The 15,572-nt window shown below is 41.0% G+C and carries 12 protein-coding genes; 1 reads left to right on the forward strand and 11 read right to left on the reverse strand.

Features of this window, described 5'->3' with window-relative positions:
* Positions 1-221 precede the first annotated feature (221 nt).
* Together ACQ4MX_RS13195 and ACQ4MX_RS13200 are read right to left on the reverse strand one after the other, a co-directional pair.
* Positions 222-1,736, reverse strand: a complete 1,515-nt coding sequence (locus ACQ4MX_RS13195) for an alpha-N-arabinofuranosidase (RefSeq protein ID WP_431091038.1) — start codon at positions 1,734-1,736, stop codon at positions 222-224.
* A gap of 217 nt (positions 1,737-1,953) precedes the next feature.
* A complete protein-coding gene (locus ACQ4MX_RS13200; RefSeq protein WP_431091039.1) occupies positions 1,954-3,717 on the reverse strand; it encodes a sulfatase-like hydrolase/transferase in 1,764 nt (587 codons plus the stop codon).
* A gap of 138 nt (positions 3,718-3,855) precedes the next feature.
* Between ACQ4MX_RS13200 and ACQ4MX_RS13205 the strand changes: the two genes are divergently transcribed.
* Complete coding sequence (locus ACQ4MX_RS13205; RefSeq protein ID WP_431091040.1) at positions 3,856-4,722, forward strand: Rpn family recombination-promoting nuclease/putative transposase; 867 nt, start codon at positions 3,856-3,858, stop codon at positions 4,720-4,722.
* A gap of 129 nt (positions 4,723-4,851) precedes the next feature.
* On the opposite strand, the gene ACQ4MX_RS13210 is transcribed toward ACQ4MX_RS13205, so the two are convergent.
* The 9 genes from ACQ4MX_RS13210 to ACQ4MX_RS13250 form a co-directional block, all read right to left on the reverse strand.
* Complete coding sequence (locus ACQ4MX_RS13210; protein WP_431091041.1) at positions 4,852-5,493, reverse strand: hypothetical protein; 642 nt, start codon at positions 5,491-5,493, stop codon at positions 4,852-4,854.
* 157 nt (positions 5,494-5,650) lie between these two features.
* Entirely contained in the window at positions 5,651-6,901 is a 1,251-nt protein-coding gene (locus ACQ4MX_RS13215; RefSeq protein WP_431091042.1) for an ISL3 family transposase, read from the reverse strand.
* Positions 6,902-7,165: 264 nt separating this feature from the next.
* Positions 7,166-9,013, reverse strand: coding sequence for an ABC transporter ATP-binding protein (locus ACQ4MX_RS13220; RefSeq protein WP_431091043.1), 1,848 nt, complete (start codon positions 9,011-9,013; stop codon positions 7,166-7,168).
* Between the two features lie 66 nt (positions 9,014-9,079).
* On the reverse strand, positions 9,080-10,225 hold the full coding sequence (locus ACQ4MX_RS13225) for a hypothetical protein (protein ID WP_431091044.1): 1,146 nt from the start codon (positions 10,223-10,225) through the stop codon (positions 9,080-9,082).
* Complete coding sequence (locus tag ACQ4MX_RS13230; protein WP_431091045.1) at positions 10,222-10,911, reverse strand: ABC transporter permease; 690 nt, start codon at positions 10,909-10,911, stop codon at positions 10,222-10,224. The genes ACQ4MX_RS13225 and ACQ4MX_RS13230 overlap by 4 nt, the downstream gene beginning before the upstream one ends.
* A gap of 4 nt (positions 10,912-10,915) precedes the next feature.
* Positions 10,916-11,794: an ABC transporter ATP-binding protein gene (locus ACQ4MX_RS13235; RefSeq protein WP_431091046.1), complete on the reverse strand. Its 879-nt coding sequence runs from the start codon at positions 11,792-11,794 to the stop codon at positions 10,916-10,918.
* The gene (gene papB / locus ACQ4MX_RS13240) at positions 11,784-13,205 is read right to left on the reverse strand and encodes a PapB family radical SAM/SPASM ranthipeptide maturase (RefSeq protein ID WP_431091048.1); all 1,422 of its coding nucleotides are present in this window, start codon (positions 13,203-13,205) and stop codon (positions 11,784-11,786) included. The genes ACQ4MX_RS13235 and papB overlap by 11 nt, the downstream gene beginning before the upstream one ends.
* Positions 13,206-13,813: 608 nt before the next feature.
* Positions 13,814-14,674, reverse strand: coding sequence for a carbohydrate ABC transporter permease (locus ACQ4MX_RS13245; protein WP_431091049.1), 861 nt, complete (start codon positions 14,672-14,674; stop codon positions 13,814-13,816).
* 12 nt (positions 14,675-14,686) lie between these two features.
* Positions 14,687-15,571 (reverse strand): carbohydrate ABC transporter permease, encoded by an 885-nt coding sequence (locus ACQ4MX_RS13250; protein ID WP_137061145.1) that lies wholly within the window; start codon positions 15,569-15,571, stop codon positions 14,687-14,689.
* Position 15,572 lies beyond the last annotated feature (1 nt).

Consider the following 15,572-nt stretch of genomic DNA (forward strand, 5'->3'; position numbering starts at 1 on the left):
ATGAGAGTATAGTTAATAAGCATCATCTTCGCTTAGTTAAATTTAGTAATTAAAATAATATTTATTTAAAAATGAGCCTGCTTTTGTATCCCTATAAGTGCTGAGGGACAAATGGCTCATTTTATACAAAAAGCCCGCATAGCTGCTCCTGTATACCCATACAAGAGAGAATGCGGGCTTTTTCAGGTACAGCCGGGGCTGTACCTTTTGCAGAAAAAGGATTAATGAGACTTGGCGAGACGGATTACGTTCCACGAGGCTTTGCCCAAATGAGCTTTGACGATACCATCGTCGAGCTTGGCATTCCCGCCGTTGTGAGGCGTAACCTTTTCTCCTGCCGGGCTGTTGGTCGCTTTGAGATCGTCATGCTCCAGCACCGTATGCTCCACAATACGATAGCCTTCGAAGCTACGCACATCCACTGTCAGCTCCAGCGACTCGGACAAGTGGCGGTTTACTGCAAAGACGGTCAGAGCGTCTCCCTCTTCATCATAAACCACAGCGCTATCCAGATAAGGAATGTCTGTGAAATCCTTGGAATCGTATTTTTCCGAGTCTACTACCGGCATCAACGATACACCGCGGCCATAACGGGATGCATGCAGATACGGATAGAAAATAGTCTGTTTCCACGCTTTTCCGTTATTTTCAGTCATGATTGGCGCAATAACGTTGACCAATTGGGCAAGGCAAGCCATTTTCACACGGTCAGCATGACGCAGGAACGTAATAAGCATACTTCCCACCAGTAGTGCATCCTCGAAGTTGTAAATATCCTCAAGCTGCGGCGGCGCCACAGACCACGGATCAATTTTGCTGTCCGCATCGTTGGAGTGGTACCACACATTCCATTCGTCGAAGCTGAGCATCATTTTTTTCTTGCTGCGCTTCTTTGCTTTGATATAGTCACAGGTCGAAATAACCGTATGAATAAAATGATCCATATCCATGGAGCGTGCCAAATAATTGGCCGTATCATTGTCGTGGTTGCCATAGTATTGATGCAGAGAAATATAGTCGGCTACCTCATAGGTATGATCCAGCGTCGTTGCTTCCCATTCAGGGAATGTCGGCATTGTCGAACTGGAACTACCGCAGGTTACAAGCTCAATGTCAGGGTCAATCAGCTTCATCGCTTTTGCGGACTCTACCGCGAGACGGCCATACTCTTCCGCTGTCTTGTGTCCGATCTGCCACGGGCCATCCATTTCATTGCCGAGACACCAAGTTTTAATCTTGTGCGGTTGCTCAACACCGTGACTGCGACGCAGATCACTCCAGTAGGAGCCGCTTGGATGGTTGCAATATTCCACCAGATTACGTGCCGCATCAATACCGCGTGTACCCAGGTTAACTGCCATCATGACCTCTGAGCCGATATCTTTTGCCCATTTGAAAAATTCGTTCGTACCCACTTCATTCGGCTCGACCGTTCTCCACGCCAGCTCTAGCTGTCTAGGTCTGGATGCGACAGGGCCAACTCCGTCTTCCCAATTGTAACCGGACACAAAGTTACCTCCCGGATAGCGTATAATAGGAACATCAAGCTGCTTCACCAGCTCTTTTACATCATTACGGAAACCGCTTTCATCACTGGTTGAATGAGTAGGTTCATAAATACCGCCATATACAGCACGCCCCAGATGCTCTACAAAAGAACCATAAATGCGTTTATCGACTTCAGCAATACGGAAAGACTTGTCTACAATCATCTTTGCTTTTATAGCTGCTGCCATCCAAACCATCCTCCCTGAATACGAAAATGTTGTCTGCTTCACATAAGGATTACGAAATCGTGGTTGTTCACAATCCGACTATACCATAAAAAAAGAATTATAGTCAATGATAATATTAAATACTTAATATAAATGTTAATTATATAACGGTGAATCCCCCTTTTTTTAGAAACCAATCCTTTTTCGATGACCCGGAAGGGGGGAAAACGCTTGTTTTTCACCACATGCCTGATTGAGCGGGATATAAACGTTTTTGTTTACGTTGTTCCTCCAGTACATGCATCATCCGTTGTTGAACGCTTCTGGTCTGCTGCGTTGCAAATGCGGGATGAGCAAGGTTACATGTTTCCAAAGGGTCGTGGGTTAGGTTATACAATTCAAATTCGTCACGATCCGGTTGTGTTTTGACCTGTGTTACCCAATGATTATATTGTCCGCATGTATGATCACCCACCGATCGCATAGTAACATCCTTCACCCCCTGCTGACTCCAGAATGAAGTACTGTCAAAATAGCGGGTAAACTTCCACAGCTCCTTCACACCATCTCTTTGTAGGGTCGTAATGACAGTCTCGACATGATTGGGCTGAATAACCGATGGATATGCCTCTCCCAGTACATTGATCTGCCGCTGTCCTCGGGTCACATCATCGTCGGTCATAAAATAAACGGGCTGGTCAGCTATCTCCCCGTGGTTCTGTCCGCGAATAACAGGGGTAAGATCACGTCCGACCAAGGGACGGGCTTCGCTAAAGCTGTTTTGCAGGCGGCTCTGGATCGCAGTAATATCAACATTCGCTAGTCCAAGCATGGTAGGCAGGAGATCTACGTGGTTTGTCAGGGTATGTTCGCTTTTATATTGAGGAAACAGATGTTTGTTATGAATGACCAAAGGCACATGCACAATCTCTTCATAGGCACAGTAAAATTTTTGATGAAGATTGCCGTGGGCGCCTAGCAGGTCTCCATGATCAGATGTAAAAATCACAATGGTATTATCGTAAAAAGAAGAACGAGTCAGTGCTTCAAATACCTTTAGCATCTGACGGTCTGCATTTTTTTGCAACTGGTAGTACAGCTTGCGGTAAAAGGGCTGATCCATAATGGGCTGGAGCGCTCTAGGGTAAATATCTCGATAGCTTGCCTGACAGCGCGGCTTTGTAGCCAGCCATTCGTTAATGGTCGGAGGGGGAGTGATTTCTGGCATCGGTTCCACCTCAAATCGAAACATGGGCAACCGCGCAGTAATAGCACCATATAAAACAATATCATGCGGATTCACAAATGAAGCTACGACTAACCAGGGCTTTGCTCGGTTGTCATGTTCCTTCCGGCGGTCAAGCGCGTCGATCAGATCAACGGTTTCCGCAGCATATACCTCGTCTCTCCCACTTAAACCAAAAGCGGCAGAGGAAGCGGAATTTCGCGGATTTTTCCCATGAGGCTCCGGACCGATCCACCCGGAAAAGCCGAAGTTGTCCAAGCGGTCAGCTCGATCATATATGTCTTCCCGTTTTCTGTCGGGTACACCCGTCAGAGGATGATAGCTAGGGAGGGCTTTGTGCGTGCCCGGGATAATAATATCCTCATCGGAAATATGCCATTTCCCTTTATAATAAGTTTGGTATCCGGCTGCGCGAAAATAATCTCCCATCGTAGGCACTGTGTTTCTATCCAGCCAGAACATATCGGAGTCGAATGCTCCCTTGGCCACCCCGTCTGTCTGAGTGACACCATGGAGTGACGGGTAATGGCCGGTAAACAAGGTTGTCCTGCTGGGGCTACATGCAGCACTTCCAATATAATGCCTGTGAAACTCCAGCCCGTGAGACCTCAAGAGTCCTTGTGTAACCAGATTTTGTCTACTCCATTCTTTGATTTCCGGGTTTTCATAAACCGCAGGATACCGTTCCTCATCCACAAGGAGTATCAGAAAATTAGGTTTTTCAAAGGGTCGGGGTGAAAATGAGCTATCATTCATGTAAACACATCCTAGGTTGGTTTTTACCCTAAGATTATGTTGTGAAGCCCCAAAACAGTATCATTCGGAAAAGAAGTTCAGACATTCTGATATCTTAAAAAAGATGATATAATTAATACTAAACGGGAACTGGTCATCATGGAGTTGCTTGATCCGCGAGTAGACTTTGTGTTTAAAAGGATTTTCGGTAGTGAGAATAATAAAGACGTTTTGCTGGCGTTTCTCAATCGTATATTCATGGAAGCCGGAGAAGAAGAATTAACCGAAATTATTTTAATGAATCCCTATACGGATAAAGATGACCCGCTTGACAAACAATCCATTTTTGATGTCTATGCCAAGACCGCAGAGGGCAAACTAATTGATATCGAAATGCAGCTTTTCAACAAATACGATATTGAGAAGCGGACGTTGTTCTATTGGAGTAAGCGATATGCGGGACAGCTTCATGAGGGCGAAAAATATCAGGAACTAAAAAAATGTGTGACCATTAACATCCTCAACTATTCTTTTTTACCTAACGATGAATACCACAATGTGTTTCATTTACGCGAGGACCGCACAGGGATATCACTTATTGATGATATTGAAGTACACTTTCTGGAACTGCTCAAGCTGGATGAGCAAACCGCATCCTTCGAAGAGGGAGGGCTTATCAACTGGCTGTTGTTTCTCAAAGGCGCAGATCCATCCAAATGGGAGGTTTTAAAAATGAACGAACCAGGATTGGAAAAAGCCATGGACACGCTGCAATTTTCGAGTCAAGATTCGGAAGCAAGACGTTTGTATGAAGCTCGGCAGAAATACCTACACGATGAAGCGTCCATGCTCGATAGAGCAGAATCCGTCGGTATGACGAAAGGTTTGGAGAAAGGTTTAACCAAAGGTAAAGAAGATGAGAAAAAGAATATCGCCAAAAATATGCTTTCCATGGGTCTGGACATAGCAACTATTGCAAAGGCTACCGGATTAACTGAACAAGAAATTAAATCCATTCAATTATAGAAAATATTACCCAAATAATAGGAATGTTAATTGACTGAGAGTACCTTTAGGCTGGTGCTCTCTTTTTATTTAACCTGTAGTTATTTTGATATGAGAACTAAACATCCCCTTAATTCTGATAAAAATATATTAATTGACCAGCACATACTCTATATATTTATACAGAGCGTCTATAGCCTCCACATTTAAACCTTGGAGCGTCCTTTTCTCCAGAAGTTTATTATTACTTACTATAGAAATTCGGATAGCTTCTGATCCTTCAGTTGTTTGCAACCAAAGCTCCAGCTCTGTATCCGGTGAGTTCTGTTTCCTCAACCCATCCAAACCCTGACGGGCCTCCAGACAAAGAATAACAACATCCGCATGAGCCATGGAGGCGGTCTTATTACAACAGCATACAAGCTCCTCCATTCTATTTACAGTACGAGAAAAGCAAATGTATTCCATATCATGCAATACAGCTCTGGACTGATCCATTGCAACCCAACAATGATATCCATCCCGGACAAAAGACATTTTCAGCAAATGCAGAAAATAAAATATGTCCATTTCCCCGTCATAATAAATAGCGACAAACGGAATTTCAAGAGACTCTCCTTCCTTATACTTCTCCAGTTCTCTCTGTAGGCCGACCTCTCCATGCCATAAGCGCAATTGACGGGAGAAAAAGCCCATCGTGGGGATATCGCACTGCCATTCACCTGCATAAACCACATGCTTACCGTACTGAATAGCCAATTGACTCACTTGCCGAAGGGTAACCGCATCCATGTGCCCCAATAAAATGAGGGTATCGGTTATACTCTCCGTTTGCTCTATGTATTTCCCAACCTCTATGGTTGTCCGCTGTTGCTCATGCGTTCATAGTCAAGCTTGTTTCAGTAGATTCTTAAAGAAATGGTATAAAGGGAACGGGGTAAAGATGGGTTTAGGGCCTGTGTGCTGCAAGTGCTGGAAGCCGATATTTATTCGCGGTCATGTAGACCATAGCTATTAGATTATGGACGTTTCTGTACCCACGTGCTTTTCGTTTGGCTGCTTGCACTAATCGATTTATGCCTTCAAGCAGACCATTGGTCATCCGGCTGTGAAACCAACGCAGAATGCCTTCTTCATGTTGTTTCACGGTCTTCGCCAGATCCATCATCGCTCCCAACTGTGAGCGCCTAGCCCAGCCTAACCACTCCCGTAAATAGACGTCAGTAAAGACGTGGGGGGTGGTCCATAGTTCCTGCATGGCTAATTTTAAGCGGTAGGCTCTGACTGTTTTTAGGTTTTTGTCCTTCAGGCTTTCCAAGGTATCTCGCTGCTCTGCCTTCAAGTTCGTTTTGTTCTTTAACCATAGATATTTGGTTCGCTTGAGCCCAGGTTCTTCTTTCTGCTCGGCTTTACGCACCTCATCCACGGCTTCATTCACCATCTTCATGACGTGGAACTTATCAAAGGTAATTTCGGCTGTGGGGAACTGCTCTTCAATACCTCGAATAAAGGCGGGAGACATATCGCAGCAGATTTCCTGTATTTGTGCTGATTCTACCCCTTTTTGTAGTAAATACTGGTTGAAACGCGCTAAGGTATCTTTGCCTTTTCCTTCGGTTGCAAAAAGTACCGTTTTGGTGTCCACATCCACAAACAAGGTAATGTAGCGGTGACCCCGACGCGAGGACGTTTCGTCGATGGCGATCCGCCGAACTAAGCTGACGTCCAGTTCGTTCATGGCTCGATTGACGTAGTGATGAAAAATTCGCCACATGCGTGTGTCATGCTCTCGTAATTCACGCGCTGCTGCGTTGACGGGCATTTCAGCCATTAAACGCATGGCCCAGGCCTCAAAATCCAAGGTGAAATGCGACAACGGCCGGGACCACTTCACGGGAATCAACGTGATTTTATTACATTGTTTGCAGTCTGTTCGGGGAACCCGGGCATGTAAATAGGTTTTCCATTTCCAAATATCGAGATGGCGCCACTGTTTTTTCTCTGCATCGTAGGCCTTGCAAGGTGCTCCACAATGCGGACAGGCAAACAGGGCCCCTCGTTCAAAATCAATAAATAAGTGCCAAGCTTCTTCTTGCGGGTCATACTCAATATCAGCTAATTTCCAGGGTTCTTCATGGTCTAACATGAACTTGAACACATCATTCATTAGATTATCCTTTTTGCTTAATGGGGTCCACATGTTCCATCCCGTCCTCTTCCTATTATTACTAGACAGTATGGACACTTTCTCTATTAAACAGACACTCTAACATTCACTTTAGCGAAGAAGCTAAATATGTCTATGTAAAGCAAAAACAGCGGAGCCCCTCTTTCAAAGAGAAGCTCCGCTGTTTTTATTGTGACTTTGATTAGTATTCACGAGATACTCTACATAGTATACTTCTCGTAAGGTAAAAACATTATTGTTCGCAATCCAACTGTTTGGCGGAATCTCTATACACAGTTAGCGTGCATCATTAGTAACTAGCGCTTCTTGGAATGTATTAATTTCATCAGAAAATAAGTCATAGTAAAGCCCTCGACTTTTAATTAGTTCTTGGTGGGCTCCTTCTTCTACAATCTGGCCCTTGTCCAGAACTAAAATTTTATCTGCATATAAAACAGAGGTATAGCGATGAGAAATGTAGAGGCACAGTCTATCATTTACAAAATTTTGAAATTGGCGAAATACTTGTTTTTCTGATTCTGGATCAAGAAATGAACTAGGCTCATCTAATACATAAACGTCAGCATCTTTGAAGAGCGCCCTGGATATCGCTATTTTTTGCCATTGCCCTCCAGAAAGCTGTATGCCTCCTTCAAAATTCCTTCCTAGCTGTTGTTCCAATTGATTAGGCAAATCTCGTATTACCTTATCTACTCCTGTATGTTGTGCTGATTCCCATATCCTAGTATCAAGTTCAAGATGTTCTATACTGCCAAAGCCTATATTTTCTCTTACTGAAAAATCGAATTGAACAAAATCTTGAAATATAACGCCTATTCTGTCGTAAAGCGTTTCTTTGTTATAATTCCGAATCGAGATAGAATTGATTAAAATATCTCCTTTAAAATCTTCATATAATCCCGTTAAAAGTTTTATTACTGTTGTCTTTCCTGACCCGTTTCTGCCAACTAGAGCAAGGGATTCTCCACGCTTCATTTTAAAGCTTACATCTTTGAGAGCTAATTCTTTTTGATCTGGGTAGGCAAATGAAACATTTTTAAATTCTATGCATTCTATTGTTGCATCAGCTCGTACACCTGATTCTTTTAGCAGCATACCAGAATTCTCTTGTTTATGATTTATGTTAAAAAAAGCGAATAATTCATCTAGATACAGATTATGATCACACAATGAAATCAACCCTTGAGATACCGTATTTATATTTTGATTAGTTAATAATACTGCTTGAACTAATGCATAAATACTGCCAACAAGTAATTTTTCTTGCCATGATATTTGTATGATCATTATCAAAGCAATGGCTATAAATAATGTACTTATTACTTGAAAAGACAAATATAAATTGATACGTTTTTTTGCTAAATACTTATCCTCTTTATAGAAAATATCAAAAATGCTCTTATATTTTGCTGTAAAGTAATCACTAAGTTGATACAATACGATTTCTTTAAAAGACTTTTCATTAGTTAACAAGTAATTTATATACCTGGATTTGCGTTGTAAAGGAGCCCGTTTCTTCTTGGCTACATATTGGATTTGTGTGAACCTCAGTAAAGAATAAAAGGATGCTAGTGGGGAAACGATGAGAATGAGTAAAATCCACCATCTGAACGCTATTAAAATGGCAATGCTAGAGCATAACGTGACCATGGAACTTAAGAAATTAATGAGTTCTTTATAGATCTGGATAGGCCTATCTATCGAGTCGTTCTGTACTCTTTTGAGCTGATTATGTACTTGCGGATTTTCAAAATCCGCAAGATTAAATGTTGATGTTTGTAATACTATTAATGTTTGTAATTGATTTATCAGAGCGATCTGGAATAGTTTGTCAGAATACTCAATTAAACTTGAAATGAGCAGACCACAAAACATCACGAGAATTAAGGGGAACACTGCGCTTATTTGAAGCGTATGCGATAATGATCTAGTCTCTATTTCAGAAACCAAATACTGTATGGAAAGAAGGTTGGCAATCGGGAGTATTCCTTTTAGAAGGTAACCAATAATGATGATAATAAAATAGGTAGGTTCTGTACTCCATAATAATTTAGATAACTTCGGCCAATATTGGAATGAATGAAATATAGCTCTTATATTCAAATGGTCCGCCTCACGTTTCATGCATTCCATCCCTTTCTTTTATATCTACTATTATCGGTTCTTCACGAAATCTCGCTATTTTAGCTCTCAGTCACCCTGAAGTGTATAGACATTTCCTGGATTTTTTTTCCTAACTTCCATAACAATGTCACTTTTGAGGTGTTTAAAAGCGTCAACTTGCTCATTGGACAAGTGGGTTGATTGCGGCAAAATGTAATCAATCCACTTACTCGCCCAATCCATCCCGAAATTGAACTCTAAAAGCTTATTTGAATAAATATTAATTTGAAGTTTATTATGATTTTGCACTATTATTTTCGGCTCGAACGATGACATGGAGTGCATTCGGGTGATTTCCAAGGTATAGCGAACCGGGTGTGTCTCCTTTTTCTTAGCCACTTGATACAGCGTTTCAAAGAGGGTGGCAAATTGCTTCGCCTGGTACGAACTAATCCCCTTATACTCTACTTGTGTTTGTCCCACTGTTATTTTTTGAAACGACGATGTCTGTACATTCTCATTAAATAGCCTCTCATATCCCCATACGCCAATCAGTAGACTACAAGCAAGGGCCGTACTGATCCAAGGGATTATAGACTTTTTGCCGCCTCCGCGCCGACTGGATAAGAATGTGCCTAATCCGTAAAATAATAAACTACAGCCTAAGAGTCCAAAGAGATTTCGCCAGTTGATCATATAGGGGTTGAATATATTCACCACAGGAGATATGTAACGAAACTTTTCATTAAAAGACCAGGAAACTAAACCTATAGGAAGGTAAAAAGCAATGAGAAAAGTGAAAGCCAACCCATAATGCTTTACTACCTGCCCCAACAAGAGACCCAACATCGACGAAAAAACACTAGAAAAAAATACAATGATAACCAAATTCCATAATGATACATCAGCGAATGATTTCCATAAAAGTCCTACCATCATGAGCAAGAGAGGAAACGAAAGAATTAAAGAAACATAAAGCTGGTAAGTAATTAGACGGTAATTAGGAAAAACAGAAATATATATAAACGGCTCTGTATGATTACGATTATGTATACTCGCAATCTGTAAAGAAAAAAAAGCCACAAACAACAAATTAACACTATAAGTTATTGCGATACCTTCATGCATAAATAAATTGAATAAAATAACCACACTTAAGGAAACGAGCAAGGTTACTGCTTGTTCTCTTCGGAGTAAAAGCTGTAGCCAGAAACGAACTATAATTCCATTCATTCTTGTACCCTCGCCATCCATAGTTGATTACTGACTTTCATCAATACCCACATAAGCAAAAATAGGAATATTCGCCCGAAAGCAAACGACCGTGTAAAGAAATTGGAAATAATCCAATCTGGATTAAACCAGATGGAAATGTAGGGAAAATTGATAGTAATACTGGTTAAAAGGTAGACGAGCATTATAATGTTCACATACAGTTGTTTACGTAATAGCAGGTTCAATATGACGGTGACTTGAACAGAAAAACCTATAGTTGCCACACTCGCTGCTGTTAGAGGAAGCAGTGTCAAGAATGGAGCCTTACCATGAGTCGTCCATTGAACTACGCAAATCATAGCTAAAGCGACAAACTGAAATAAGCAAACCACTCCCCATAATACACAACTCTTACAATAAAAATATTGGGCTCCTTTATGCAATTTAGGCATAATAACAGAAGAGATCATTTTTTGCTTCTCGACATCATAAAGAACAGAATACATTAACGGCATTAGTAATATGGTAAAGAACATTTGTCCATGATGCAAAAATATCCATAACTCGTTATTCTTATCCCCTGCTCCTAGATATAAAAATAAAGGAATTAAAAAACAAGAGAACGTTAGTGCTATAAAAAACACTACACTTTTTTTCATAAGCAAAACTTCAAATTGAACCAGGGCTCTGATTACTTGTCCCATTCTGTTAACTCTCCTCCGGATCGGAAATGTATAGATACGCATCCTCAAGATTAGCCGTTTCGGGTGTGACTTCTGTACAGCAATCTGGAGGGCGGTTACACAATAAGCGAGCCTGAATTCTTCCTTCCTTCCGCACAATGGAGGTAATTCGAGCTTGTTGGCTTAATTGTTCCAATTGACGCTTACCAACATCAGCCAACCATACTTTACCTTCAACAGTTCGAATCATATCGTCTATAGCCCCTTGATACAGACAACGGCCTTCCTTTAAAATGAGTAGTTTATCACATGTACTCGAAACGTCAGGAACAATATGAGTAGATAACAATATAATCCGGTCTTCTCCATAATTCTGAAGCAAGTTTCGAAAAGCAATTCGTTCTTTGGGGTCCAGTCCAACTGTCGGCTCATCAACAATTAACAACTTAGGCTGTCCTAACATAGCTTGGGCAATTCCTAAGCGCTGCTTCATTCCCCCAGACAGCTGTTTTATTTTTTTATGAACTTGATCGATAAGTCCCACCTCAATTAATCGCTGTGATGTCTCCTCTTGAATATGACGCTTACCTTGAATACCTTTTAAAGCCGCAAAATAGTTCATAGATTCCAAAATCGTTACATTTGGAAAAAAATCAAAATGCTGTGGCAAGTACCCCAGTAAAGAACGAATAGCATCCGGTTCTTTTTTCAAAGAATGACCGAATATTTCAACTTCCCCTCGGTCGAATCCAAGTAAAGTGGCAAGAATTTTCATTAAAGTGGTCTTACCTGCCCCATTGTCTCCGAGCAGTCCGAATATACCATTATCAATGTGAAAATGAAGCTCGTTAAGCACTTGGTGAGAACCATATGACTTACATAAACCTCGAATATCAATAGTCAAATGACACATCCTCCAATAGTTGTTCTTGCTGCCGCTTAGCAGAGAACAGGTTTTTCTTGTCTTCTTTAGTTAATCGTAAATACAATTTCATACAATCCATTATTGCACTGCGAGTAAAATTACAATATCTATCCACTGGCTCATTAATCGAACCACTAAGCACCATATTTTCTTGAGGACAACCTCCACCACATAGATTCTTAGCCCAACATTCTCCGCATACAGTTCTCTTCTCTAAACGCATCTCACTAAGCATGCCACTCTTCTTTCTTACATCCACCCCTTCTCTTACATTCCCTAAAGAATAATTCTTTTCATTAACAAATCGTTGACAAGGATAAAGATTACCATGCACATCAACGGCAAGCATATGCGAGACCGCCCCACAAAAATAATCTCGCTTAGAAGAAGAATGAATCATCTTCAAGTATTTTAGAATGTTCGATATTTGACGTGCTTCCCCATATTTTTTAGCCTGAAGCAAAGATTCAAAATGCACAACCAATTTGGTGAATTCTTGTGCATACTTCTCAAAGTCTTCCTCACTAAGCATCTCGACTGCAGGATACATCGCAACATGGCGAATACCAATCCCCATTAAATGTGTAAGTGTACGTGTTATATCCAATTGTACTGGTGAAATCGTAGCTCTTGCTGTTATAACACCTTTTTTTCTTAAACTTTCTGTTCTATCTAAAATGATTTCATAGGTACCTTTTCTGTTCTGATAATATCGATTGAAATCGTGCGTCATTTGATCACCATCTAGACTTATCTGAATAGAAACATGATGATCTAATAAGAAGTTTTCAATTTCTTTGGAAATCAAGGTGCCGTTCGTTGTCATACTGTATGTAACACGTTTATTTGATTTTTCTTGTTTTAGCTTAGTGTAGGCCACAACTTCTTTAATAACTTCAATGTTCAGAAGTGGCTCCCCTCCAAAAAAGCAAATATTCAGTTCTTCTTCTTCGCCAGAATGATTAAACAGATAATCAACTGCTTTTAATGCGGTCTCTGTGTCCATCCGTCCTCGATCATTATATTCCCCGTCTCCTCCATAACAGTAAGAGCATCTTAGATTACACTCTTGAACCAGCATAAGGATTATAGATGATAGACTTACTTGCTCATCATTGCAACTTTTACATTCCTTTTGAATAGACAAATCTTTATTATATATAACCGATGCTTCCTCCAGACTGGCTAATAACCTATCTACCTCTTCTCTACTAGAACGATGCTTAAGTAATTCATATATTTCTTCAATTTCCTTACCTTCGCTATTACATATATCTACTACGACATCATCAATCTGAAAAAGCCCATTTGTTTTTATATTGTATAAGTATAAATTTTCATTTTGTTCTATGATTTTGACGGGATTTTTTTCAAATGGAGCACTAATCACTATTAATCATCCTCTCAAAGTTACAAAATAGGAGGAAGTCCAAGAAAATTAGTTCCCAGACCTCCTAATTGACTACCTGTGTTTGAAAGCCCTATCGTTGCGAGTGTTACTTCAATTAATCGCTATCATTATTAGTACACCAATGACCACTTTCTTTGCTACAATACCAATCGGTAGCATCACAACCTACACAACGATCACGTGTATCACAAAAAACACATGACATAGGAGAAACACTACCTTCAGCTGCTTGGTTAACAGGATCGAACAATTTGACTCACCTCATTTTTTATATATTTTTCATTTCTTTTCCAATATAATTAGTTTTCCATTGGACTTCTATACTTTTTTTGAAATAATTGTATAAAATTTGTGAACACATTGTTTTTGAAATATTTTCAATTTAATATAATAAAAGTATAAAATGATTTGTCGGGCCCTGTTCCCCTGATATAAACAACATCCTGATGTAGCTCTCTAAGAATAAATATGAGCTGATCAGGATTATTTTCTCTTTTTCTATAACACAAAAAAACGGAGGACTTCTTGGCTTAAAACCAGAAAGTCCTCCGTTTTTTTACTTTTTTATCAATCCGCCGCTACAACTACTACTTAATACCCGATATCGTATAATTCTCGATAATATACTTCTGGAAAACAATGAATATGATCATGATCGGTACGACCATGAAGGTTGAGCCTGCCATCTGGAGCGCGAACTGGCTCTCATTTTGGCCTTTGAGCAACGACAGTCCCACGGACAACGTATACAGCTTCTCATCATTCGCAATAATGAGCGGCCACAAGAAGCTGTTCCAACCGCCGATAAAGGTCAAAATGGCCTGTACTGCCAAAATCGGTGTTGAGATAGGCAGTACGATTTGCAGGAAAGTACGAAACTCCCCTGCACCATCAAGGCGCGTTGCCTCCAGCAGTTCTTCCGGAATATCGGACATGAACTGTCGAAACAGGAAGATGGCGAAGGCACCTACCAAGCCAGGAAGTACAATCCCCATCATGGTGTTGGTTAATCCCATCTGGTTCAAAATCAAATACACAGGAATCATCGTTACTTGCCCCGGAACCATCATTGTGGCCAGCACCAAATAGAACAGAAAACCTTTACCTTTAAATTTGAATTTGGCAAAGCCATAGCCTGCCATGGCGTTAAGGAATAATCCGAAAAATGAAGCTAATACAATCATTAGTGTATTAGTCAGATAGGTGCCAAAAGCCATGCTATCAAATAGTGTTTTAAAATTGTCCAATGTGAAATGCTGCGGCCAGATGGTTGGAGGAATTTGGGTTACCTCGCTCTCCGTCTTAAAGGAGGATAAAATCATCCACGCAAAAGGCAGCACCATCAACAGACCTCCCACGGTCAGGAGAATCGCCACGAACCATTGAAATGTTTTTTCTCCACTGCGCGAATTGGCGCGGGCTTGCTGAACAGCTGTTTTCACGTTCATCACCTCTCTCTATCAGGACTCCGCTTTATTTTGCAAACGGAACTGAATCAGCGTCACCGCGATGATCGCAAAGAACAGAATGAACGATCCCGCCGCGGCATAACCGAATTTACTAAATTGGAAACCGTTATTGTATATAAACAGGGATGCTGATAGTGTGCCGTCAAGCGGTTTCCCTTTGGTCATGACGAACGGTTCCTCGAAAAATTGCAGCCAGCCGATCATCGTTGTAATGGACACGAAGAAAATAGCGTAGCGGAGCTGCGGAAGGGTAATATAGCGAATTTGTTGCCATGTGTTGGCCCCGTCAAGCTGAGCCGCCTCATAGTAAGAACCCGGAATCCCTTTAATGGCAGCAATGAAAATAATCATATTTAAGCCTATTCCCCGCCAAACAGCCAATAAAATAAGCGAAATTTTCGCCATCGTAGGATCGGTCAGCCATGGAACAGGATCCAGATTCATCATGCCCAGTACATAGTTGAAAAGCCCGAGGGTCGGATTATACAAATAACTCCAGACCACCGCTACTGCCACCACGTTCGTTACGGACGGCAGATAGAACACCACGCGGAAAACTTTGAAAGCACGTGATTTACCCATGTTAATCAGGATCGCAATGCTGAGTGAAAACAATAGCACTAAAGGAACCCCGATGATGACGAAAAATAGAGTATTCCCAATGGATTTCAGAAAAGAAGGGTCTATTAGCACATTCTTGTAATTTTCCAGTCCTATAAAGCGAATATTATCATAATTGACTAGTCCTGACAGATCCATATCTGTGAAGCTGATCACGAGTGCCAGTAAAATCGGCAACAACGAAAATAGCGTCAGCAGAATGATGGAGGGACCGATAAACAAGTATGGCGCAAGCTTCTGCGAGCTTCCTTTCATG

The organism is Paenibacillus sp. 8b26 (assembly GCF_050626875.1).
Classification (GTDB): domain Bacteria; phylum Bacillota; class Bacilli; order Paenibacillales; family Paenibacillaceae; genus Paenibacillus.